The organism is Nonomuraea sp. NPDC004354 (assembly GCF_053602555.1).
In genome coordinates this window covers 67,828-89,914 of the sequence record NZ_JBSGDV010000002.1, presented here as the reverse complement: position 1 = coordinate 89,914, position 22,087 = coordinate 67,828, and the positions used below count along the sequence as shown (strand labels likewise).

Annotated in this window: 20 protein-coding genes; 9 read left to right on the top strand and 11 right to left on the bottom strand. The window is 71.2% G+C overall.

Annotated elements, in window-relative coordinates; translation table 11 throughout:
• Positions 1-335: 335 nt before the first annotated feature.
• The 4 genes from ACWENQ_RS06070 to purD form a co-directional block, all read right to left on the bottom strand.
• Positions 336-1,625 carry a transcriptional regulator gene (locus ACWENQ_RS06070; protein WP_354920364.1) on the bottom strand — a complete coding sequence of 430 codons (1,290 nt, stop codon included), beginning with the start codon at positions 1,623-1,625 and terminating at the stop codon, positions 336-338.
• A 164-nt stretch (positions 1,626-1,789) separates the two neighbouring features.
• A complete protein-coding gene (gene murA / locus ACWENQ_RS06065; RefSeq protein ID WP_354920361.1) occupies positions 1,790-3,058 on the bottom strand; it encodes a UDP-N-acetylglucosamine 1-carboxyvinyltransferase in 1,269 nt (422 codons plus the stop codon).
• A gap of 102 nt (positions 3,059-3,160) precedes the next feature.
• Positions 3,161-3,997: a phosphoribosylaminoimidazolesuccinocarboxamide synthase gene (locus ACWENQ_RS06060; RefSeq protein ID WP_354920358.1), complete on the bottom strand. Its 837-nt coding sequence runs from the start codon at positions 3,995-3,997 to the stop codon at positions 3,161-3,163.
• Positions 3,994-5,214 (bottom strand): phosphoribosylamine--glycine ligase, encoded by a 1,221-nt coding sequence (gene purD, locus ACWENQ_RS06055; protein ID WP_452413030.1) that lies wholly within the window; start codon positions 5,212-5,214, stop codon positions 3,994-3,996. The genes ACWENQ_RS06060 and purD overlap by 4 nt, the downstream gene beginning before the upstream one ends.
• Before the next feature lie 493 nt (positions 5,215-5,707).
• Between purD and corA the strand changes: the two genes are divergently transcribed.
• Entirely contained in the window at positions 5,708-6,775 is a 1,068-nt protein-coding gene (corA, locus tag ACWENQ_RS06050; RefSeq protein ID WP_449915598.1) for a magnesium/cobalt transporter CorA, read from the top strand.
• 56 nt (positions 6,776-6,831) lie between these two features.
• Here the strand turns inward: corA and ACWENQ_RS06045 are convergent, their stop codons facing one another.
• The 4 genes from ACWENQ_RS06045 to ACWENQ_RS06030 all read right to left on the bottom strand — a co-directional run bounded on the left by ACWENQ_RS06045 (position 6,832) and on the right by ACWENQ_RS06030 (position 10,872).
• Entirely contained in the window at positions 6,832-7,737 is a 906-nt protein-coding gene (locus ACWENQ_RS06045; RefSeq protein WP_452413029.1) for a glycerophosphodiester phosphodiesterase family protein, read from the bottom strand.
• Positions 7,738-7,973: 236 nt separating this feature from the next.
• On the bottom strand, positions 7,974-9,257 hold the full coding sequence (locus ACWENQ_RS06040) for an adenylosuccinate synthase (protein ID WP_354920346.1): 1,284 nt from the start codon (positions 9,255-9,257) through the stop codon (positions 7,974-7,976).
• 96 nt (positions 9,258-9,353) lie between these two features.
• The gene (locus tag ACWENQ_RS06035) at positions 9,354-9,764 is read right to left on the bottom strand and encodes a DUF3151 domain-containing protein (RefSeq protein ID WP_452413028.1); all 411 of its coding nucleotides are present in this window, start codon (positions 9,762-9,764) and stop codon (positions 9,354-9,356) included.
• Between the two features lie 121 nt (positions 9,765-9,885).
• Positions 9,886-10,872 carry an aldo/keto reductase gene (locus tag ACWENQ_RS06030; protein WP_452413027.1) on the bottom strand — a complete coding sequence of 329 codons (987 nt, stop codon included), beginning with the start codon at positions 10,870-10,872 and terminating at the stop codon, positions 9,886-9,888.
• Between the two features lie 169 nt (positions 10,873-11,041).
• On the opposite strand from ACWENQ_RS06030, the gene ACWENQ_RS06025 reads away from it, so the two are divergent.
• The gene (locus ACWENQ_RS06025) at positions 11,042-11,443 is read left to right on the top strand and encodes an NUDIX hydrolase (RefSeq protein ID WP_449915591.1); all 402 of its coding nucleotides are present in this window, start codon (positions 11,042-11,044) and stop codon (positions 11,441-11,443) included.
• Positions 11,444-11,675: 232 nt separating this feature from the next.
• Positions 11,676-12,842, top strand: coding sequence for a PheS-related mystery ligase SrmL (gene srmL, locus ACWENQ_RS06020; protein WP_452413026.1), 1,167 nt, complete (start codon positions 11,676-11,678; stop codon positions 12,840-12,842).
• Between the two features lie 339 nt (positions 12,843-13,181).
• On the opposite strand, the gene fbaA is transcribed toward srmL, so the two are convergent.
• Complete coding sequence (gene fbaA, locus ACWENQ_RS06015; protein ID WP_354920334.1) at positions 13,182-14,192, bottom strand: class II fructose-bisphosphate aldolase; 1,011 nt, start codon at positions 14,190-14,192, stop codon at positions 13,182-13,184.
• Between the two features lie 115 nt (positions 14,193-14,307).
• Here fbaA and ACWENQ_RS06010 point away from each other — a divergent pair, with 115 nt between their 5' ends.
• Together ACWENQ_RS06010 and ACWENQ_RS06005 are read left to right on the top strand one after the other, a co-directional pair.
• Positions 14,308-15,003 (top strand): DedA family protein, encoded by a 696-nt coding sequence (locus tag ACWENQ_RS06010; RefSeq protein ID WP_449915588.1) that lies wholly within the window; start codon positions 14,308-14,310, stop codon positions 15,001-15,003.
• Positions 15,004-15,046: 43 nt separating this feature from the next.
• Positions 15,047-15,487, top strand: a complete 441-nt coding sequence (locus ACWENQ_RS06005; RefSeq protein WP_449915586.1) for a hypothetical protein — start codon at positions 15,047-15,049, stop codon at positions 15,485-15,487.
• Positions 15,488-15,509: 22 nt separating this feature from the next.
• On the opposite strand, the gene ACWENQ_RS06000 is transcribed toward ACWENQ_RS06005, so the two are convergent.
• Complete coding sequence (locus tag ACWENQ_RS06000) at positions 15,510-16,049, bottom strand: orotate phosphoribosyltransferase (RefSeq protein ID WP_354920325.1); 540 nt, start codon at positions 16,047-16,049, stop codon at positions 15,510-15,512.
• Complete coding sequence (locus ACWENQ_RS05995; protein WP_449915583.1) at positions 16,046-16,675, bottom strand: hypothetical protein; 630 nt, start codon at positions 16,673-16,675, stop codon at positions 16,046-16,048. Before ACWENQ_RS05995 ends, ACWENQ_RS06000 begins: the two co-directional genes overlap by 4 nt.
• A 172-nt stretch (positions 16,676-16,847) precedes the next feature.
• On the opposite strand from ACWENQ_RS05995, the gene ACWENQ_RS05990 reads away from it, so the two are divergent.
• The 4 genes from ACWENQ_RS05990 to ACWENQ_RS05975 all read left to right on the top strand — a co-directional run bounded on the left by ACWENQ_RS05990 (position 16,848) and on the right by ACWENQ_RS05975 (position 22,074).
• Positions 16,848-19,190: a sigma-70 family RNA polymerase sigma factor gene (locus ACWENQ_RS05990; RefSeq protein WP_452413025.1), complete on the top strand. Its 2,343-nt coding sequence runs from the start codon at positions 16,848-16,850 to the stop codon at positions 19,188-19,190.
• Positions 19,191-19,363: 173 nt separating this feature from the next.
• A complete protein-coding gene (locus ACWENQ_RS05985; protein ID WP_452413792.1) occupies positions 19,364-20,704 on the top strand; it encodes an NYN domain-containing protein in 1,341 nt (446 codons plus the stop codon).
• Positions 20,705-20,791: 87 nt separating this feature from the next.
• A complete protein-coding gene (locus tag ACWENQ_RS05980) occupies positions 20,792-21,127 on the top strand; it encodes a PadR family transcriptional regulator (protein WP_452413024.1) in 336 nt (111 codons plus the stop codon).
• A complete protein-coding gene (locus ACWENQ_RS05975; protein WP_452413023.1) occupies positions 21,124-22,074 on the top strand; it encodes a permease prefix domain 1-containing protein in 951 nt (316 codons plus the stop codon). Before ACWENQ_RS05980 ends, ACWENQ_RS05975 begins: the two co-directional genes overlap by 4 nt.
• The last annotated feature ends 13 nt before the right edge of the window (positions 22,075-22,087 follow it).

Genomic DNA, 22,087 nt, shown 5'->3' with positions numbered 1-22,087 from the left:
GACGCCCGCCGGACCAGGCGATCAGCGCCGCCCACGCAAGCCCGGGGGATGCGCCGCCGGAGCAGGCGATCCCGGCCCTCCGCGCAAGCCCTGGGGAGGCGTAGGGGAGCGGGCGATCACGGCTGCCCTGGGGATGCGCCGCCGGATCAGACGATTATGGCCGTCCGTTGGAAACCCCGGCCCCGCACTCCCGGTGACGCGTATCCCTTGGACAGACGCCGGCCCCGCGCCAGGGGTGGCGCGGGGCCGGGCGTGCCGTACGGAACCCAGAAAAAGGTAGGGGTCCGCCGCCCCGAGAAGGGGAAGGGGGGCGGCGGACCGGACTGGTGGTGACGTCAGCGCGGGCCGAGCTTCTCCACGATCAACCGGTACAGCTGGCGCGGACGGCCCGGCTGGGGCGTGCGGTTCGGCGGAAGCGGCCACGCGAGTCCCTCGTCAACCAGCGTGCGCAGCAACCGCCGAGCGGTGCGCGGAGTGACTCCGAGCATCTTCCCCGCCCCTTCGGCGTCCACCACGGTGTCGCCCCCCTCCAGTTTCGCCGCCAGCCTGGCGAGCACCTCGACGCCTTTCGGCTTGAGCGGCGTCGAGCCCTGAGGGGGCATCCTCGGCGCGGGGATCAGTGCTCTCCCCTCGCGATCGACCGCGAACCCCTGTGCCTGCTTGCCCGCCTGCGAGCGCGCGAGCGCCGCACGGGCGTGGGATTCCGCGTCATGTGTCGTACGGCCCATGCCCACGCCCACCTCGACCGCCAGGCCGAGTTCGTCGCGCACTCTGGCGGCGAACGGCAGCACCCGGAAGCCGTCGGTCGCGGACGCGATCGAGCCACGGGTGGCGATGATCAGGTAGCTATGGTCGTCGATGGGCCAGACGGTGGCGTTGATCCTGTTGGCCTCCTGGACCAGTAGGCGGTGCAGTGACAGGCGCAGTTCGTCGCGCCAGTAGCGGGGCGCCGCGCGGCGCACGGGCTCCCGCAGTGTCGGTACCTCGACGAGTACGACGGTGAGTTGTGACTCCTCCAATCTGTGGTGGGCGCCGAGCAGCGCCGCGGTATGCAGCGCGGACCGCACGGCCGCCGATGTGGGTCTGATCCTGATCACGGGCACGCCCGCGGTGTGCAGCCGGTCCGCGACCGCGGGAAGGCATGTCAGCGCTCCCGTCGTCGCGCCCTGCCGGGCCAGACGTTCGTGGTAGGCCGCGATCGTGCCGGTGGCGCCCGGCTCGTCGCGGCTGTGCACGTCCGTCGCCGGGATGCCCAGATCGGTGTAGGCCTCCTCGACGTCGGCGCGTGACACCACGTCGATGCTCACCCGTTGCGGGTCGAGCCGCGGGTCGATCGCCGCCTTCGCCAGCGCGGCGACCAGCGCGGCGCCGCCGAGCTGGACATACGTCGCGGGCATCGTCAGCACCCCTGACCGCCTTGCCAGGTCATAGGGAACCGGGCTGGCGAACAGACACGCGTCCACCCCCGGTCCAAGCCTGGTGACCTTGTCCGCCGCCTCCTGCTCGTCGCGGTAGGCGGCGGCCACGAGGCGGCAGGGAAGGGGTGCCGCGGCATGACCCATCAGCATCACGCGCTCGACCAGATCGTGAGGTCCGACCACACCGATAGTGAGGTCCGGTGTCATGGCGCCCGGGCGTGATACTCGGTGAGGCTCTTCGGTCCGCTCGACCAATGTTCGTCCCATCCTGCCGTCCATTGCAGTGCTCTCTTTTGGAACGATCGCTCGCGAGGGCCATAATGTCACGCCCAAATTTTCCAGAAAGCGACTCTGGAATGAGTTTCAGCAGCTCAGGCCGGAGAAACTTCGCGGATAATATCCGCGCCCAAGGCCCGCATTCGCTCGGCCAGATGCGCATGGCCACGATCGATCAGATAGCCCGACTCGATGACCGTCTCGCCTTCGGCGGCGAGCCCGGCCAGAACGAGCGCGATTCCCGAGCGGAGATCGTGGGCCGTCACCCGCGTGCCGGTGAGCGGAGTGTGGCCGTGGACGGTGGCGGCGTTGTCCTTGACCCTGACGTCGGCGCCCATCTTGTTGAGCTCGCCGGCCAGCGCGAACCGGCCGTCGAAGATGCGCTCGTGGATGTAGCTGATGCCGTCGGCGAAGCAGGCCACGGTCATCATCGGCGACTGCAGGTCGGTGGCGAAGCCGGGGTAGGTGTCGGTGATGACGTTGATCGGCTTCAGCGGGCTGTGGTGGCAGCGGACGCTGAGCACCGCGCCCTGGGTGGCGAACTCCACACCCATCTGCTCGAGCTTGTAGCGGACCACGCCGAGGTCGAGGCCGGTGCCGACGAGGTTGAGCTCGCCACCGGTGATGACCGCCGCCATGGCGAACACGCCCGCGTCGAGCCGGTCGGGCATCACGGTGTGCTCGACCGCGCGCAGCTCGCTGACGCCCTCGACGGTGATGAACCCGGTGCCGCCGCCGCTGATCTTCGCGCCCATCTTGGTGAGCATGTCGATCACGTCGAGCACCTCGGGCTCGAGCGCGGCGTTCTCGATCACGGTCGTGCCGCTGGCCAGCGCGGCGGCCATGATGAGGTTCTCGGTGCCGGTGTGGGAGGGGGTGTCGAGGTAGAGGGTCGCGCCCGTCAGCCCGGAGGACTTGACGTGGATGACGGTCTCGCTCTCGTCGACGATCGCGCCCAGGCGCTTGTAGCCGAGGTAGTGGAAGTCGAGGTTGCGGCTGCCGAGGTTGCAGCCGCCGACGCCCTCGACCACGGCCTCACCCAGCCGGTGCAGCAGCGCGGGCGTGAACAGGACCGAACCGCGGAAGCGCCTGGCGATCTCGGCGGGCAGGATCGGGCTGGTCAGCTTGGAGGCGTCGATGACCAGCGTGCGCTCGGCCTCATGGAGCTCCACGTGCGCGCCGACGGCCTGGGCGAGCTCGACCGCCCGGCGCACGTCCTCGATGATCGGGACGTTGCGCAGGACCGTACGGCCCTCGGCCGCGAGCAGGGCGGCGCCGATCATGGGCAGCACGGCGTTCTTCGCGCCCTGGATGAACGCGGTTCCTCGCAGTGCGTTGCCACCGCGCACGCGGTAACGGACCATTCGCTTCCGCTCTCCCTCGGTAAAAGTGATCTGGGTAAAAGTGATTCGACCGCGCCCACAGTAGCCGCTGTGGACGCGTGACCCGGCCGATTCGCCCCGTGACTACCCGGTAAAGGAGAGTCCTGTGAGGCGTTCGTACGCCTCGACATAGCGCCGGCGCGTCCGCTCGACCACTTCGGCGGGAAGAGGCGGCGGCGCTTCACTGGATGATTTGTCCCATCCAGATTCCGGCGAAGTTAGCCAATCACGGACATATTGCTTGTCAAATGAGGGCTGCGCGCGGCCCGGCTGCCACTCGTCGAGCGGCCAGAAGCGGGAGGAGTCGGGCGTGAGGACCTCGTCGCCCAGCGTCAGCACCCCGTCGGCGTCCCAGCCGAGCTCGATCTTGGTGTCGGCGAGGATGATGCCGCGCTCGCGGGCGATCTCCGCGCCCCTCTCGTAGACGGCGAGCGTGATCCTGCGGATCTCGTGCGCCGTCTCCTCACCGACCTGCGCCACCACCTCGTCGAAGGAGATCGGCTCGTCGTGCTCGCCGACCGGGGCCTTGGTGGACGGGGTGAAGATCGGCTCGGGCAGCCGCGAGCCGTCCTCCAGGCCCTGCGGCAGCCGTACGCCGGAGACGGCGCCGTCGCGGCGGTAGTCGGCCAGGCCCCCGCCCGCCAGATACCCGCGCGCCACGCACTCGACCGGCACCATGCGCAGCGGCTTGCACACCATGCTGCGCGTGTCGGGCGCGGGACCGGCCAGGTGGTGGGGGACGATGTCCTTGAGCTGCTCGAACCACCACAGCGACAGCTGCGTGAGGATCGCCCCCTTGTCGGGGATGTCGGGGCGCAGCACGTGGTCGAAGGCCGAGATCCGGTCGGAGGCGACCATCAGCAGCAGGCCCTCGTCGGTCTCGTAGAGGTCGCGAACCTTGCCGGAGTGCAGGTGTTTCATCGGGCGATGTCCGTCCTGTGGTGGGAGCCGCGCAGCCTGACCCTGCCGACCAGCTCGTAGGCGTTGTTCCTGGCGCTCTGCTGGTCGGGACCCGTGCCGACCACGGCCAGCACCCTGCCGCCCGCGGAGACCGTCCGGCCGTCCTTGACCGCCGTGCCGGCGTGCAGGACGTAGGCGTGCTCCGTCGGCTCCAGGCCGGTGATCACGTCGCCCTTCACCGGGTCGGCCGGGTAGTTCTCCGCCGCGACGACGACGGCCACCGCCGAGCCGGCGCGGTAGGCCAGCGGCGGCTGCTCGGCCAGCGTGCCCGTCGCGCACGCCATGAGCACCCCGGCCAGCGGCGTCTCCAGGCGGTCGAGCACGACCTGCGTCTCGGGGTCGCCGAAGCGCGCGTTGAACTCGACGACCTTCGGCCCCTTCGACGTCAGCGCCAGCCCGACGTAGAGCACCCCGTTGTACGGCAGGCCCCGCCGCGCCAGCTCGCTCACGGTCGGGTGCACGACCTCGCGCATCACCTGCTCCGCCAGGCCCTCGGGCGCCCACGGCAGCGGCGTGTAGGCGCCCATGCCGCCGGTGTTCGGGCCCTGGTCGCCGTCGTAGGCGCGCTTGAAGTCCTGGGCCGGCTGCAGCGCCACGGCCGTCGCGCCGTCGCACAGCGCGAACAGCGACACCTCGGGGCCGTCGAGGAACTCCTCGATCACCACCCGCTCGCACGCCTCCGCGTGCTCCAGCGCCGCGGCGTGGTCGCCGGTGACGACCACGCCCTTGCCGGCCGCCAACCCGTCGTCCTTGACCACGTACGGCGCGCCGAACTCCGCGAGCGCCGCCTCGGCCTCCTCCCGCGTCGCGCAGGTGCGCGACCGCGCCGTGGGAACGCCCGCGGCCTGCATGATCTCCTTGGCGAAGGCCTTGGAGCCCTCGATCATCGCCGCCTCGCGTCCGGGGCCGAAGCAGGGGATCCCGCTCGCGCGGACCGCGTCGGCCACGCCCGCCACCAGCGGCGCCTCGGGCCCGACGACGACCAGGTCGGCGCCGAGCTTCTCGGCCAGCCCGGCGACCTGCTGGGGGTCGGTGGGGACGATGTCGTGCAGGGTCGCGATCTCCGCGATGCCGGCGTTGCCCGGCGCACAGTGGAGCTCGGAAACCTGGGGGTCGAGTTTGAGCGAGCGGCACAGGGCGTGTTCCCGCCCGCCGGATCCAATCACAAGAACGCGCACCTGCTCATTCTCCCAGCTCGCACCGCGCCCCTCACACTCGCGTGGCCTTCTCGCCGCCGCGGGGACACCGCTCCCCCAACCGTCGAGAAGCGCCCCCGGGGCGGTCCGCGCCACGGGACGGACGAAGGCGTGGCCACGTGGTCCAGGAGCGGATGTGCGGGAATCGGGACGAATCTTTGTGACGTTCTACGCGATCAGCCGGTCTGACCCGAGTAAGGTGTGGGGGGTTACCGGCCTGTGGTAGTTTGGGTCGGCTTTGCGGCGTCTTGTGTGATTGGAGGTGGTCCGGGATGAATCCTGGTGATCCGAGCAGTACTCGCCCGCGCACGATCATCGTGCGCACCCCCGACCACTCCAATTCGGCAGCCTGATCGTGCCTCCACGCATCTCCAGATTGAGGTGATCTTTCGTCCTGCGTGGACCGTGCCAGGTCGGGCGGGAAGGGACTGCCATGCGCTCGTCCACCATTTTCCGTCGCATCAACCGTCACCCCGTGCCCGTGCACACCGCGCGCCAGCTGGCCAAGCCGCTGGGTGCTTCCTGCGTTCCCCCCGTTGACTCCATCGTCGAGTACGGCGCCTACGTCAACGGCAAGAAGATCGACGCTGACGGCATCGTCGAGTCGCTCAAGCTCGTCCGGCAGCACAACCTCGACAGCGACGGACCCAAGGCGTTCGTCTGGGTCGGCCTCCACGAGCCAGAGGCGCCCGAGGTCGAGTGGCTGGCCGAGGTGTTCGGCCTGCACCCCCTCTCGGTGGAGGACGCGGTCAAGGCCCACCAGCGGCCCAAGATCGAGCGCTACGGCGACTCCCTGTTCATGGTGCTGAAGACGATCGCCTACCTCGACCACGACGAGCTGACCGCGACCAGCGAGATCATCGCCACCGGCGAGATCATGGTCTTCCTCGGCGCGGACTTCGTCGTGACCGTGCGCCACGGCCACCACTGCCCGCTGTCGGAGGTGCGCGAGAAGCTCGAGGACAAGCCCAAGCTGATCAACCGCGGCCCCACCGGCGTCCTGCACGCCATCTCCGACCACGTGGTCGACCGCTACCTCCAGGTCGCCGACCTGATGCAGCTCGAGCTCGAGGAGGTCGAGGCCACCGTCTTCGCCGACGTCAGCTCCCGCGACATCAACCGCATCTACCAGCTCAAGCGCGAGATGCTGGAGATGAAGCGCGCCGTCACCCCGCTGCAGGCCCCGATGGCCACCCTGCCCCAGCGCCGCGTCATCCCGAGCGAGATGCGCGAGTACTTCCGCGACGTCAGCGACCACCTGGCCAGGGTGTGCGAGCAGGTCGAGTCGAGCAACGAGCTCGCCAACTCGATCCTGCAGGCGGCGCTCGCCCGCTCCAACACCCTCGCCAACGAGGACATGCGCAAGATCTCGTCCTGGGTGGCGATCATCAGCGTGCCCACGATGATCGCGGGCATCTACGGGATGAACTTCGACGTCATGCCGGAGCTCCGGCAGACGTGGGGGTACCCCGTGGTGATCGGCGTCATGGTCATGGCCTGCACGCTGCTGTACCGCGGCTTCCGCCGTAACGGCTGGCTCTGACCGCCGCGCGTGCCCTCCGCCGTAACGGCCGGAGGGCATCGCGCCCGAGCCGAAGGTCAGACGCCCACCGGCTTGAGGGGGCGGACGGGGCGGGGGAGGGGGAGCCCGCGCTCCTCCCACAACGCGCGCATCCGGTCCGGGTAGTCGGTGACGACGCCCGCCACGTTCAGGTCGAGCAGGCGCGCGGCCGTCCTGGCGTCGTTCACCGTCCACACCACGACGGGCAGCCCGGCGGCCGCCGCCTGGCTCATCAGCGTCTCGTCCACCATCACGTGCTCGGGCGACAGCGCCGTGCCACCGGCGGCGCGCGCCGCGGCGGGGATGTCGTCGCCCAGGTCGTCGTGCCAGTGCAGGGTGTCGGGCTCGATCAGCGCGAACCGCGGGGTCTCGGGCGCGAGCCGGGCCGCGTGCCCGATGATCCGCCAGTCGAAGCTGAGGACGGCCGCGTTGCCGAGCCTGCCGTGCCGGTCGAGCTCGGCCACCACCAGCTCGGTGAACTCCAGCGGGTCCGGCGTCAGCTCGGGCCTGGTCGGATCCGACTTCAGCTCGACGTGCAGCCGCACCGTGGCGGCGTCGTAGGCGTTCACCAGCCCGAGCACCGCGCCGAACGTCGGCATGCGCGTGTCCGGCATGGACTTCTGGGTGAGCGCGAACGGGTCGTCGGGGTGCCGGGGCAGCCGCACGCCGACGTCCAGCATGCGCAGCTGGGCGTGGGTGAGGGTGTTGATCGGCTTGCCCACGTAGGGGAACAGCGGGTCCTGCGCGGTCAGCGGCCGCGTGTCCGCGCTCGTCACCGCGGAGACGGTGAGGTCGTGTGTGAGCACCAGGCGCCGGTCGGCGGTGAGCGCGACATCGAGCTCGAGCGCGTGGACGCCCAGCTCCATGGCATGGCTCAACCCGGGCAGGGTGTTCTCGGGCCAGAGACCTCTCGCACCCCGGTGACCGTGAATTTCGGCATGCACACCGGGACCCTACCGCCCGTCCGGCACCTTGGCGCGACAGCCACGCCGGTAGCTGTTTGTCCCGCTCTCTCGGCTTCTTTCTATCTTGTACGGCTATCGCATAGTTAGGCCCACCGTGGTCACCGGCCGGCGCCCGTCCATCACGCCGCTCCAGCGCCGCCGCCGCCCCGCCGTCACGCCGGGATCGTCGGCCGCCCCCTTCGGGACGGCGTGACGGCGGGGACCGGAGGCCGGGATCAGACCAGGGAGTGCAGCTCGATCGTCTGGTCGCGGCCGGGGCCGACACCGATCGCCGAGATGCGCGACTCGCTCAGCTCCTCCAGCGTCCGCACGTACGCCTGGGCGTTCGGCGGCAGGTCCTCGAACGACCTGGCCTTGGAGATGTCCTCCTGCCAGCCGGGGAACTCCTCGTAGATCGGCTTGGCGTGGTGGAAGTCCGTCTGCGTCATCGGGATCTCGTCGTGGCGCACCCCGTCGACGTCGTAGGCCACGCACACCGGGATCCGCTCCAGGCCCGACAGCACGTCCAGCTTGGTGAGGAAGAAGTCGGTGACGCCGTTGATCCGGGTGGCGTAACGGGCGATGACCGCGTCGAACCAGCCGCAGCGGCGGTTGCGCCCCGTCGTCACGCCGTACTCGCCGCCCGTCGTGCGCAGCCAGTCGCCCACCTCGTCGGTCAGCTCCGTCGGGAACGGGCCCGAGCCGACGCGGGTCGTGTACGCCTTCAGGATGCCGATCACCCGCGTGAGGCGGTTCGGCGGGATGCCCGCGCCGGCGCACGCCCCGCCGCTGGTCGGCGACGACGACGTGACGAACGGGTAGGTGCCGTGGTCGATGTCGAGCAGCGTGCCCTGGCCGCCCTCCAGCAGCACGAACTTGTCCTCGTCCAGGGCCTTCTTCAGCACCAGCGAGGTGTCGGCGATATGCGGCTTGAGCCGCTCCGCGTAGCCGAGGTACTCCTCCAGCACCTGCTGCGCGTCGATGCCGCGCCGGTTGTAGACCTTGGTCAGCACCTGGTTCTTCTCGCCGAGGACCACCTCGATCTTCTTGGCGAGGATGCCCGGGTCGAGCAGGTCCTGCACGCGGATGCCCATCCGGTAGATCTTGTCGCCGTAGGCGGGGCCGATGCCGCGGCCGGTCGTGCCGATCCTTGCCTTGCCGAGGTAGCGCTCGGTCACCTTGTCGAGCGCCTTGTGGTGGGGCATGATCAGGTGCGCGTTCGCCGAGATCAGCAGGCGCTCGGCGGAGATGCCGCGCGCGGCCAGGGCGTCCAGCTCGGACAGCAGCACGCCGGGATCGATCACCACGCCGTTGCCGATCACGGGGATCACGTCAGGCGACAGGATGCCGGTGGGCACCAGATGCAGCGCGTACTTCTGGTCGCCGATGACGATCGTGTGCCCCGCGTTGTTACCGCCCTGGTAGCGGACCACGTAGTCGACGGCACCGCCGAGGAGGTCGGTGGCCTTTCCCTTGCCCTCATCGCCCCACTGGGCGCCCAAGACAACGACAGCCGGCATGGTATCTCTCCCGAGCAAAACGAAAACCCCTGGCGCAAGCGCGACAGGGGCTCTTGCGTGGAGAGACTACCCGAGTATGCCCAAACGTCCCAAGCGCTAACTCTTGGTGAGCGCGTCGTAGGCCTCGGCGCTGCTGTCCTTCAGGAACTGCGAGCAGCGCTCCGCCTCGTCCTTCTCGCCGATCGCCTGGGCGGCCCTGGACAGGGCATGCAGGCAGCGCAGGAAGCCGCGGTTGGGCTCGTGCTCCCACGGGATCGGCCCGTGCCCCTTCCACCCGTGACGGCGCAGCTGGTCGAGCCCACGGTGGTAGCCGGTGCGGGCGAAGGCGTAGGAGGTGACGGCGTGACCGTTGGCGAAGTACTCGTCCGCGAGCGCGGCCCATGCCGCCGGGTAGGCGGGGTAGCGCGCCGCCACGTCGGACGCCTTAGCGCCGGATTCCAGCGCCTCTCGGGCCTCGGGCACGTCCGGCAGGTGAGTCGGGGGCGGCCCGGCGAGAAGGTTATCCATAGGACAAGTCATACCCGTCGGGCGGCGGAAGTGGCTAGGAGATCTTTGTCGCAGTACACGGACCTTCACCGGCGCGGGACCAGCCGGACCTGGGACGGTCGCGGCCGCCCGCCCTCCACGTCTAGTGGACCGCGTCCAGCCGTACGCGCTGGTCCTCGGTCAGCTCGAGGTCGACCGCGGCCAGGCTCTCGTCCAGCTGGGCTACCGACGACGCCCCCACCAGCGGGATCACCGGGAAGCCGCCGCCGATCTGCCAGGCCAGCACCACCTGGTTCACCGTCGCCCCGGTCTCCTCGGCGACCTCGCGCAGGACGGCGAGCCGGGCGGGCGTCCCGGGGTGGTCGTAGTCGCGCGGCAGCGGCTTGTCCCGCCTGACGTAGGCGCCGCCGAGCAGCGGCGAGTAGGCGACCAGGGTCAGGCCGGGCTCGGCCCGCAGGTAGCTCAGCAGCTCGGCTCCCGCGTGGCCCAGGCTGCCGTCCTCGAAGATCGACTCGGGTACGTCGAAGCGCGGGCGCAGGTGGCTGTGCTGGTACTGCAGGACCTCGTAGCCGGGCAGTCCCGCCGCCGCCGCGATGGCGCGGGCCCGCTCCACCCGCCAGATCGCGTGGTTGCTGACGCCGAGCAGGCCCACGGTGCCCTCCGCCACCAGCTCGGCGAAGCCCTCGACCGTCTCGCGCAGCGGGACCGCGCGGTCCTCGATGTGCGCGTAGAGCAGGTCGAGCCGGTCCACGCCGAGGCGTTCCCTGCTGCGCTCGGCCGACTCCCTGATGACCTTCGCCGACAGCCCCTCGGCGTTGTCGACGTAGCTGGTGCCGGGCGCGAGTGGCCGCGCTCCCAGCTTCGTGGCGATGACGATCTCGTCGCCGATGCCGCGGCTGCGCCGCCACCGGCCCAGCAGCTCCTCGCTCTGCCCGCCCTGCCCGCCGTCGACCCAGAAGGCGTAGTTGTCGGAGGTGTCGATGAACGTCCCGCCGGCCTCGACGTAGCGGTCCAGGACGGCGAAGGAGGTCTGCTCGTCGGTCACTGAGCCGAAGAGCATCGCGCCGAGGGCGAGGACGCTCACCTCGCGACGGGTCGTCGGGTCGGTGCCGATGGTGCGGTACTTCATGGTCTTCCTCCGGTACGGCCCGCTCGTCCGGGCTCCTGTACGGGAGTCTGGGACGTGGAGCGCACTCCAGGTCAAGCTCGGCTAGGGCCGATCTGTCCGGCTTCGCCCCTGCGACGATCATCGGTCGGTAAGGTGCGGTGAAGCGGCTCAGGGCACGGGAGGGAGCACGATGTCGACGGTCATCGACAAGGTGGCGTGGGTACGGCTGGAAGGCGGCAGGATCCTCAGCACACGCTCCCGGGGCAAGGACGTCTACTACATTCCCGGCGGCAAGCGCGAAGAGGGCGAGAGCGACACCGAGACGCTCCTGCGGGAGATCGAGGAGGAGCTCACCGTCGAGATCCAGCCCGACACCATCGCGGGCCTGGGCGTTTACGAGGCCCAGGCGCATGGACACCCCGACGGCGTGCTGGTCCGCATGACCTGCTACAGCGGCGACTACCGCGGCACGCTCACGCCCGGCAGCGAGATCGAGGAGGTCGTCTGGCTGACGTACGCCGACCGCGACCGGATCGCGCCCGTCGACCAGCTGATCTTCGACGACCTCAGGGCGGCAAGTCTGCTCGACTGAGTCCGTGCGGTCACGACGCGCGGAGATCTTGACTGCTAGGGTGCGAGGTATGTCGAGAGTGCGGCGATTTATCCGCCCCCGGCCGGCGATGCCGGCCGCCGGGGCGCATCGGTGTGCTCTCCCTGACAGGACACGTGCTCTGACCTGACAGGACGAAGGCGGCCGCAGCGGTGCCCGGCGGCGGGCCGGCCGGGGGAGAACTCCCGTCCGCTGCGAACCGATCGGAGTCCCCGTGTCCACTGCCGTCTCTCCCCGCCTCCTCCACGCCGACGAGCTCGCCCGCGCGTTGACCGTCCGGGATCTGAGCGACCCCGCCCAGGGGCCGCACGCCGTCCAGCTCGTCGTCGACACCCTCGTCCGGGCCCTCGCGGCCGCCTGGCGCGACGACGTCCGGGTGGTGCGGGCCCACCCCCTCGTGCCCGTCGAGGACAACTACGAACGGCTCGGCTACCCGCCGGACGCCGTCACCCGTGACGCCCGCTACACCCGCTACGCCAGCCAGACCTGCATGCTGCGCAGCCACACCAGCGCCGTCATCCCGCCCACCCTCCGCGAGCTGGCCCGGCAGACCACCTCCACCGGCCGGTACGGCTGGCACGACGTCCTGCTGGCCTGTCCGGGGCTGGTCTACCGGCGCGACGTCGTCGACCGCCTCCACACCGGGACCCCGCACCAGCTCGACCTCTGGCGCGTCGTCACGGGGCGACCGATGGGCACCGGCGACCTCGACGAGATGATCGCCGCCGTCGTGACCGTGGCGCTTCCCGGCCTGCCGTACCGGGCCGTCCCGGCATCGCACCCCTACACCTCGAACGGCCGGCAGGTCGACGTCCAGGTCGGCGGGGAGTGGATCGAGATCGCCGAGTGCGGCCTGGCCGCGCGCCGGGTCCTGACGGACGCGGGGCTGGACCACACGGTCAGCGGGCTCGCCATGGGCCTCGGACTGGACCGGCTGCTGATGCTGCGCAAGGGGATCCCCGACATCCGCCTGCTGACCTCCGCCGACGCCCGCATCGCCGACCAGATGCTGGACCTGTCGCCCTACCGGGCGGTGTCCAAGCATCCGCCGATCTCCCGCGACCTGTCGGTGGCCGTGCCGGCCGACGCCGACGCCGAGACGCTGGGCGGAGCGGTCCGCGACGCGCTGGGCGCGCACGCCGACGCCATCGAGGAGATCAGGGTCGTCGCCGAGACCCCGGTCGAGGAACTGCCGCGCGCGGCGGTGGAACGCCTGGGGGCGCTGCCCGGCCAGAAGAACGTGCTGCTCCGCATCGTGTTGCGCGACCCGGCCCGGACGATGTCCGACCAGGAGGCGAACGCGCTGCGCGACCGCGTCTACGCCGCCGTCCACCGGGGAGGCGCCCACCAGTGGGCCGGCCCGCCGCCCCGGCAGGCGTGACGATCCGCCCCTGCAAGCCGGATGAAAGGGATAAGTAACCCGATACCTCTACAAATGACTCGGGTCGTGCGACGCGGACATCGCACGCGGAGAACGGCACATCCGGGCAGCCGCACGACCCGCCGACCAGCTCGGACCCGCCGAGGCGCGCACCGGCGGGCCGGCCGCACATATCGGGGATCACCTGCCCGCAACGAGACCGTCCTGGTCCGCGCCTGACCGAGGACCCGCAGGCGCCCGGCGTCACGCGCCGGGCGCCTCGCACGCCCGCGGTCCGCCCGCGGATCAGCGGGTCACCGCACCGGTCCGCCCGCGGACCGGTGCGTCACCGCCCGGCCGTCAGAGCTTGGTGCCCGCCGACTTCAGGTCCTGGCAGGCCTGCACGATCCTGGCCGCCATGCCGGCCTCCGCCGTCTTGCCGTACGAGCGGGGGTCGTAGGCCTTCTTGTTGCCGACGTCCCCGTCGACCTTCAGCACCCCGTCGTAGTTGCGGAACATGTGGTCGGCGATCGGCCGGGTGAAGGCGTACTGCGTGTCGGTGTCGATGTTCATCTTCACCACACCGTAGGAGATCGCCTCGTGGATCTCCTCCAGCAGCGAGCCGGAGCCGCCGTGGAAGACCAGGTCGAACGGCTTCTCCTTGCCGTACTTGGCGCCGACCGCCTCCTGGATCTCCTTCAGCACCGTCGGGCGCAGCTTCACGTGGCCCGGCTTGTAGACGCCGTGCACGTTGCCGAACGTCGCGGCGAGCATGTAGCGGCCGTTCTCGCCGATGCCGACGGCCTCGGCTGTGGCCAGCGCGTCCTCGGCGGTCGTGTAGAGCTTCTCGTTGATCTCGCCGACGACGCCGTCCTCCTCGCCGCCGACGACGCCGATCTCCATCTCCATGACGATGTTCGCCCGGTGGCACTTGTCGAGCAGCTCGCGCGCGATCGACAGGTTCTCCTCCAGCGGTACGGCGGAGCCGTCCCACATGTGGGAGTTGAAGATCGGGTCGCCACCCCGCTCAAGGGACAGCTCGATCAACGGCCGCATGAAGCCGTCGAGCTTGTCCTTGGGGCAGTGGTCGGTGTGCAGCGCCACGGTGACGGGGTAGTTCTTGGCCACCACTTTGGCGTACTCGGCCAGGGCCACGGCTCCGGACACCATGTCCTTCACCGTGGCGCCCGAGAGGAACTCGGCGCCACCGGTGGACACCTGGATGATCCCGTCGCTCTCGGCCTCGGCGAATCCGCGCAGGGCGGCGTTCAAGGTCTGCGACGAGGTCACGTTGATCGCCGGGTAGGCGAACCCGCCCGCTTTGGCCCGGTCGAGCATCTCGGCGTAGACCTCTGGAGTCGCGATAGGCATGGTTCAGCTCCCTGGAATGTATTCGGCCTGCGTGCCCAGTATTCCCAACTCCTTACCCGCTGGGGTAGTGACAACGCACGCCCGATGAAGGCCACCCTCCAGGTAGGCTCACCCCGTGGAATCGATCCTGGACCTCGTGGACCCGCAGTGGTGGCTCACCATGCTCGGCGCGTTCGCGACCATCGGCGTGCTCGCCATCATCTTCGCGGAGACGGGTCTGCTGATCGGCTTCTTCCTGCCGGGTGATTCGCTGCTGGTGGCCGCGGGCATCTTCAGCTCCGCCGCGGCGGCCAAGGGCATCGGCATCGAGCCGCTGTCGTTTCCCGTGCTGGTCATCGGCACCCCGCTGTGCGCGGTGGCGGGCGCGCAACTGGGCCATCTGATAGGCGCGAAGGTCGGGCGCAAGCTGTTCGACAAGCCCGACTCGCGGTTGTTCAAGCGCGAGTACGTCGACAAGGCCGAGTACTACTTCGACAAGTTCGGTCCCGCCAAGGCCGTGGTGATCGCCAGGTTCGTGCCCATCGTCCGCACGTTCATGAACCCGGTCGCGGGCGTGCTGGAGATGCCGGCGCGCACGTTCTTCGTGTGGAACGTGGTCGGCGGCCTGCTGTGGGTCGAGAGCATGCTGTTCATCGGCCACTTCCTCGGCAACCAGGTCGACCCGGAGCAGATCGACAAGTACATCCTGCCCGGCGTCTTCCTCATCGTGCTGATCTCGGTGATCCCGATCATCGTCGAGGTCGTGAAGAGCCGCAGGGCCGGCGGCCGTTCGGTTCCCGAGCCGCAGGGCAAACACCACCGCATTCCGTGATGCCGCTCGGAGGGCGGCCACCTCGTTGGCTACCCTCCCCCTTGTGGGACGGCATCGAACCGATCCGATGGGGACGGCCCGCCTGGCGCTGATCGGCGTGGGGGCCGTCCTGCTGGTGGCTCTGGTGTTCCTCGGGATCCGCTCGCTCATGGCCGTGCTGTCGGTCGCCGACCCCGCGCCGCGGCCGTCGGCGACGCCGCGGCAGACGGTCACGACCGCGGGCCGGGTGCCGACGCTCTCCATCGTGTGCGCGGCGCAGACCTGCCCGCCGGTGCTGGTCAGGGTGCCCGGCGGTGACGTGCTCAACGACCGTGACCTGACCAGCGGCGAGGAGATCTCGTTCTTCGAGGCCGAGCTCGACGTCGCCCTCGAGGACGCCGGCACGGTGAAGGTCACCGTGAACGGCGAGCCCCGCCCGCCGGGCAGGGCGGGTCAGCGCGAGACGTTCTCCGTCACGCGCTCGGCCCAGGACCCCGCGGGGTGAGACCCGCGGGAGAGGGGCTCCCTCAGCCGTTCAGCCCCAGGTCCTGCAAGGTGAAGGCGCTGCGGTACTCGATGCCCTCCTCGGCCATCCTGCCCGCCGCGCCGCGCTCGACGATGGTGGCGACGGCGACCACGTGGGCGCCCGCCTCGCGGGCCGCGGCGACCGCGGTCAGCGGGGAGCCGCCGGTGGTGGAGGTGTCCTCGACGACGAGGACCCTGCGGCCCTCGATGTCGGGGCCCTCGATCCGGCGCTGCATGCCGTGCGTCTTCTGCGTCTTGCGCACCACGAAGGCGTCGAGGGCACGGCCCCGCGCGGCGGCCGCGTGCATCATGGCACCGGCGACCGGGTCGGCGCCCAGCGTGAGACCGCCGACAGCGTCGTAGTCGAGGTCGGCCGTGAGGTCGAGCATGACCCCGCCGACGAGCGGCGCGGCCGTGCCGTCGAGCGTGATGCGCCGCAGGTCGAGGTAGAAGTCGGCCTCCATGCCCGAGGAGAGCACGACCTTGCCGTGCACGACGGCCTTCTTCAGGATCTCGGCCAGCAGGTTCTCGCGGTCACTCATGCCCACAAGCTTAGGGTCGCCAGCGCGTCACCATAGCGGTCGGGGAGGGTCAGGACGTCGACGGCGCCGGCCTGCCGCAGCCGCCGGGTCGCCGGCCTGGTGGTCAGCGCGCCCGCTCGGGCGGGGCCGAGCCGTACGAGGGTCTCGCCACGGGGGAAGACCTCCCGCAGCAGGGCGGCCAGGCGCAGCATGGCGGCGATGCGGTCCCACGCGTCGGTGACGGTCAGGGTGACGACGACGAGGCGGTGGCGGCGGGCGACGCCCTCGCGGTAGACCTCGGCCAGCCGGGTGCGCAGGTAGGCGAGGCCGACCAGGCCGGTCAGCGGGTCCTCGCAGCGCAGGTCCGCCATGGGTGCCAGTTCGGCCTCCACCCATCCGCTGGCGAAGGAACGCAGGGCGGCCAGCGGCGGCCCTGCCTCGCCGCGGGCGTGGAACAGCGCGGCGAGGTCCGTCATGCCCTCGGCGATGCCGACGCCTGCGCGGGCGCGGGCGTCACCGAGGGCCATGCAGGCGCGGGCCAGGCCCTGCCCTCCGGTCACGGCCCTGATCGTCTGCTCGACGGCAGGCGTCCACCAGTCGCCGGGTACGGCCCAGCCGGCGGCCATGCTGGCCGCGCGCCACAGCACGGACAGTCTCTGCGGATCCCTCTCACCCATCTGATGCGCGGCGCTCGGCCGACGGAAGCGCCACTCCTCCTCTCCGGCAGACCTCTCGCAGTCAAAGACGGTCTTAGGGGTTAGTCATGACGCGGAATGCGGAATGATGCGTTCGGCAACTCCAGGTAATCGTGAGGTCACTATGAGTGTCGAATCACCGCGAAGTGATGCGGATCTCCTTGGCACCGCGCGTGCGGGCAACGCGGCCGCGTTCGGCGAGCTCTGGCAGCGACACGTCGGCGCCGCGCGCTCGCTGGCCCGCCAGCTGGTCAGGGGCGAGGACGCGGTCGAGGACGTCGTCGCGGAGTCCTTCACCAAGATCATCGATTTGGTCGGGCGCGGCGGCGGGCCCGAGGCGGCCTTCCGGCCGTACCTGCTCACGGTCGTGCGCCGCACGGTCTACGACAGGGGCCGCGTGGAGAGCCGCCAGGTGACCACGGGGGAGATCGAGGCGTTCGACCCCGGCGTGCCCTTCGTCGATCCCGCGCTGGCCGGGCTGGAGAGGTCACTGGTCGCCAGGGCGTTCCAGTCGCTGCCCGAACGCTGGCGGCTCGTGCTCTGGCACACCGAGGTCGAGGGCGCCAAGCCCGCCGAGATCGCCCCGATGCTCGGCCTGTCGGCCAACGGAGTGGCGGCGCTGGCCTACCGGGCGAGGGAGGGGCTGCGCCAGGCGTACGTGCAGCTGCATCTGGCGGGGACACCGCGCCAGCCGTGCCGGCCCGTGCTCGGCAGGCTGGACGTCCATGTGCGGGGCGGGCTGTCCAAGCGGGAGAGCAGGAGCGTCGACCACCACGTCGACGACTGCGCGGAATGCCGGGAGATCCTGCTCGACCTGGCCGACATCGACCAGTGCCTGCGCACCGTCGTCGGCCCCCTGGTCGCCGGACCCGCCTACGCCGCCTACGTCGCGGGCCTGACCAGGACGGGGGCCACGGACAGCGGTCTGCTGTCCACGCTCGGGTGGATCAGGCGGGTGCCCAAGGGCCGCCAGGCCGCGGTGGCGGGTGGTGCCACGGTGGCGGTGGCGGCGGCGGCCGTCCTGGTCCTGGCCGCCGACGACAAGCCGCTGCCGGCCGCCCACATGCAGCCGGCGGCCGCCGTCAGGTCCTCGCCGGCGCCACCCCCGACCGCACCACCCGCGCCCAGGCCCAGGCTCCGGCCGCGGCTGGTGCCGCCGCCCGCCGACACGCCCGTCACCGCCAAGCGGCAGGGCGCGCCCTGGCTCCGGGCCTCGATCCATCCGCTCGGCGCGCTGATCAAGTCCGAGCCCGGCATCGTCGCGGTACGGCTGCGCAACACCGGCGGCTCCGCCAGCGACGAGCTCGTCGCACTGGTCGACCTGCCGCCAGGCGTGACGCTGGTCCCCGCCCAGGCGAGGGGCAGCGCGGCCGGTGTCGTCGAGCCCGTCGGCACGGTCGACGGCTGGTCGTGCGCCCCGGCGGGCGGCGGCGCCAGGTGCGTGCGGGGCCCGCTGGCCGCGGGCCGGTCGACGGCCGTCTTTCTGCGGGTCCAGGTGTCCGCCAATGCTCCCGAGGGGACGGGCCCGGCCGTACGGATCTCCTCGGGCGGCGTCAACGTCGACGCGCGCGCGAGCGCGGGGGTGAAGGCTGAGGGGGCGGCGGCGCGGTTCGCCACGGACGGCAAGGTCGTCGTCAAGGCGGTCGGCAACACGCTGCTGACCTGCCCGCCCGAGCGCGAGGGATGCGGGGAGGCGCGGCTGGCACGGGAGAGCGGCAGGCGCGACAACGACCTGTGGCCGATGCGGTCCGTCGACGCCGACGACGTGCCGTCGACGGACTCCTCCAGCGGCGCCTGGCTGGAGCTGCCGGACGGCGGGCGGGTCGTCTGGGCGGGGCTCTACTGGTCGGCCAGCGTGCGGCAGGCGGGCCCGATCAAGTTCAGGGCGGCGGGGTCCAGGCGCTACCGGACGGTCCTCCCCGACCGGGTGACGGAACGGGAGCTGCCCACGGGCTCGGCCTACCAGGCCTTCGCCGACGTGACGGAGCTGGTCAGCGACGGCAGGAGCGCCGGGGCGTGGTGGGCGGCCGACGCGCCGATGCGGGAGGGGGTCTCCGAGCACGCGGGGTGGAGCCTCGTGGTGATCGCCACCGACCCGCGCCGGCCGTACAGCCAGGCGGTGGTCCTCGACACCGCCACGGTCGTCGGCGGTGCGCAGCCGCGACTGGAGCTGCCGCTCGGCGGGCTGTTCCCGGCGGCGAGCCCGGCCGACATCGAGCTGGTGACCTGGGAGGGCGATGCCGACCTCCACGGCGACCGGGTGTCGGCCGGCGCCTCCACCGGTGGTGACCGCGACGCGGACAACGTCTTCGACAGCTCCGCCAACGGCGCGGCGGGGATGACGTTCGGCGTCGACGTCGACTCCTTCAGCGCCGAGCTGCCGGACCGCCCGGCGCTGACGATCTCGACGAAACGCGACGTCGTCCTGTTCGGCGTGGCGGCCGTCAGCGTGCCTGCCAGGTCGTGACCGCGAACTGGACAAACTGGTACGGTCTGCGGGAATCCGCTGGCGTCACGCCGATTCGCCGGGATTCACCCTCGAACGATCAGATGCTTCATTACCCTGAGAGTGGGCCGCCGAGCCCGGCTCTGGCGGTGCGGAGCCGGTAGGGGTCGGGCCAGAAGAAAGGGGCGGTGTCAGTGGATCGCTGCGCGCTGTTCGTGGACGCCGGCTATCTGCTGGCCGACGGCGCGATGGCCGTGCATGGGACCCGCCATCGCGAGGCCGTCTCGTGGGACTACCCGGGCCTGCTGCAGCTGATGACCAACCTGTCGCGCGAGCGCACGGGCCTGCCGCTGCTGCGGTGCTACTGGTACGAGGCCACGGTCGAGGGCAGGCGGACGCCCGAGCACGACGTGCTCGCCGACATCCCCGGGTTGAAGCTCCGCCTCTCGCGCATCAGGCCGGGCCGCCGCGAGGGCGTCGACGCCCAGGTGCACCGCGACCTGATGACGCTGGCCCGCAACAGCGCGATCTGCGACGCGGTCGTGGTCAGCGGCGACGAGGACCTGGCCCAGGTGGTCTGCGACGCCCAGGATCTCGGCATCCGGGTCACCGTCGTCCACATCGCCGCCGACGGCGGCTGGGCGGTGTCGCGGTCGCTGCGCCAGGAGAGCGACGACCTCATCGAGATCGGTGGCGTCCACCTGCGGCCCTACGTCAACCTCGTCTCCGGCACCACCGATGCCGTCAACGGAGCCCAACCCGTCAGCAACGGCCAGGCCGCTCACGCGCTGCCGCCGAGTACGCAGGCACCGCCGGCCCAGTCGCCGGCGCCGTCCGTGCAGTCCGCCAACCACGCCGCGCACCTGCCCGGCGCGCCCGCGCAGAGCCAGCAGCTGCCCCCGGCCACGCCGTCCGTGCCGACGCCGTCCGCGCCGAGCCTGGCGCAGACGCCGCCGCCCGCGCTGCCCGCCTACCCGAGCTATCAGGCGGAGCCGCCGTCCGCGCCGCAGCCGCAGCCCGCGCCCGCGCAGCCTGTACAGCCCGTACAGCCTGTACAGTCCGCGCCGGCCGCACCCGCCGCGCCGGCCGTCTCGCACACTCCGCCCGTCTCGCATACTCCGCCCGTCTCGCACACTCCTCCGGTCTCGCACGGCCCGACCGGCCCGATGCAGACCACGGGCCAGTACTCCTCGCCGCCCGGCGCCTACCAGCCGTCGCAGCTCGGCCCGTACACCGGGCCGCAGCCCGCCCCCGTCGCCGCCGCGGCCGCCCCCGCCGCCGGCGGGGCGACCACCCTGGCCGACGCGGTGAAGGCGGCGCACAAGGAGGGGCACGACTTCGGCGAGTCCGTGGCCCGCGACGCGCCCGCGCTGTGGCTGGAGGCCGTGCTGGCCCGCAAGCCGCGCATGCCGTCCGACCTGGAGGCGCGGTTGTTGCAGGGCTCCTCGCTGCCGATCGACTTCCTGCTGCACGACGAGGTCCGCCACGCGCTGCGCCGCGGCTTCTGGGACGCGCTGGAGCGCGCCCGCCGGTAGACCACCACCCCTGGGACGGGGCCCGTTGCGCCCCCTTCGAGGGGTCGTGCGTTGCAATAGTGTGTGCCACACACTATTGTGAGTCGCATGCTAGACGATGAGCTGCTCTCCGTGCACCTGCAGGAGCTTCGGCGCGGCACCGTCGTGCTCGCGTGCCTGCTCATCCTCAAGCGACCCAACTACGGGTACGCGCTGCTCGACCTGCTCGACCGGCAAGGCTTCACCGTCGACGCCAATACCCTCTACCCGCTCCTGCGCCGGCTCGAGAAGCAGAGGCTGCTGACCAGCGACTGGAACACCGAGGAGTCGCGGCCGCGCAAGTTCTACCGCACGAGCGACGCCGGCACCGCGCTCGCCGACACCCTGAGCCGTGACTGGGACGAGCTCGACACCGCGCTGCGCACCCTGAAAGGCGAGTCATGACCATCGCGAGCAGCCTCACCGACCGCTACGTCGAGGCGGCCCTGAGCCGCCTGCCCGCCCGGCAGCGCCCCGACATCGAGAAGGAACTGCGCGCCTCGATCGCCGACGCCGTCGACGACCACCTGGAGACCGGAGCCGATCCCGCCCAGGCCGAGCGCGCGGTGCTGGCCGAGCTCGGCGATCCGGTACGGCTGGCCGCCGGCTACGCCGACCGCCCGCTCCAGCTCATCGGCCCCGCGCTCTTCCTCGACTACACGCGGCTGCTGACCGCCCTGCTCGCCACCATCGTGCCCGTCGTCGCCGCGACCGTCGGGCTCGTGCGCGGACTCAACGGCGGCACCCCTCTCACCGTGCTCGGCGACACCCTCGGCGCGGCGCTCACCACCGGCGTCCACATCGCCTTCTGGACGACGCTGGTCTTCGCGATCCTCGAACGCACGCCCGCCCTCCGCCGGGCGGCGGCCCGGCGATGGACCCCCGCAGCCCTCCCCGAACCGCCCAGCCGCCGCGCCCGCTACGGCGAGCTGGTGACCGAGACCGTGCTCACGGTCCTCTGCACGACGCTCATCCTGCTCTCGCCGGTGGTCAGCCCCGAGACCGACGCCGACGGCCACCCCGTCGGCGTGCTGTCGCCCTGGCTGTGGGAGACCGGCCTCGTCCACCTCTTCATCGCCCTCGTGATCGCGAGCCTCGGCTTCTCCTTCGCGGGGTACTACCTGAAATGGAGCGTTCCCGTCGCCGTCGTGGGGTTGCTCGTCGGCGTCCCCTCGGCCGTCATGCTGATCTGGCTCGCGGCGACCCACCGGGTGCTCAACCCGGCCTTCGTGGCGGCGGCGGGATGGCCGTCGAGCGTCCCCGGCTGGATCGACACCGGACTCATCGTGATCTCCGTCGGCACGATCATCCACACCGTCGTCGAAGGGCTCACCCGAGCGCTCCGCCGCTGAGCGACCACCCCGC

What these genes read in the sequence shown, in the direction of transcription:
- murA (WP_354920361.1), bottom strand. Translation starts at nt 3,058, where the DNA reads ATGGTCCGTTACCGCGTGCGCGGTGGCAACGCACTGCGAGGAACCGCG.
- ACWENQ_RS05990 (WP_452413025.1), top strand. Translation starts at nt 16,848, where the DNA reads ATGAGTGTCGAATCACCGCGAAGTGATGCGGATCTCCTTGGCACCGCG.
- ACWENQ_RS06040 (WP_354920346.1), bottom strand. Translation starts at nt 9,257, where the DNA reads ATGCCGGCTGTCGTTGTCTTGGGCGCCCAGTGGGGCGATGAGGGCAAG.
- ACWENQ_RS05980 (WP_452413024.1), top strand. Translation starts at nt 20,792, where the DNA reads ATGCTAGACGATGAGCTGCTCTCCGTGCACCTGCAGGAGCTTCGGCGC.
- ACWENQ_RS06035 (WP_452413028.1), bottom strand. Translation starts at nt 9,764, where the DNA reads ATGGATAACCTTCTCGCCGGGCCGCCCCCGACTCACCTGCCGGACGTG.
- ACWENQ_RS06060 (WP_354920358.1), bottom strand. Translation starts at nt 3,997, where the DNA reads ATGAAACACCTGCACTCCGGCAAGGTTCGCGACCTCTACGAGACCGAC.
- ACWENQ_RS06030 (WP_452413027.1), bottom strand. Translation starts at nt 10,872, where the DNA reads ATGAAGTACCGCACCATCGGCACCGACCCGACGACCCGTCGCGAGGTG.
- ACWENQ_RS06025 (WP_449915591.1), top strand. Translation starts at nt 11,042, where the DNA reads ATGTCGACGGTCATCGACAAGGTGGCGTGGGTACGGCTGGAAGGCGGC.
- fbaA (WP_354920334.1), bottom strand. Translation starts at nt 14,192, where the DNA reads ATGCCTATCGCGACTCCAGAGGTCTACGCCGAGATGCTCGACCGGGCC.
- ACWENQ_RS05975 (WP_452413023.1), top strand. Translation starts at nt 21,124, where the DNA reads ATGACCATCGCGAGCAGCCTCACCGACCGCTACGTCGAGGCGGCCCTG.
- ACWENQ_RS06070 (WP_354920364.1), bottom strand. Translation starts at nt 1,625, where the DNA reads ATGACACCGGACCTCACTATCGGTGTGGTCGGACCTCACGATCTGGTC.
- ACWENQ_RS06000 (WP_354920325.1), bottom strand. Translation starts at nt 16,049, where the DNA reads ATGAGTGACCGCGAGAACCTGCTGGCCGAGATCCTGAAGAAGGCCGTC.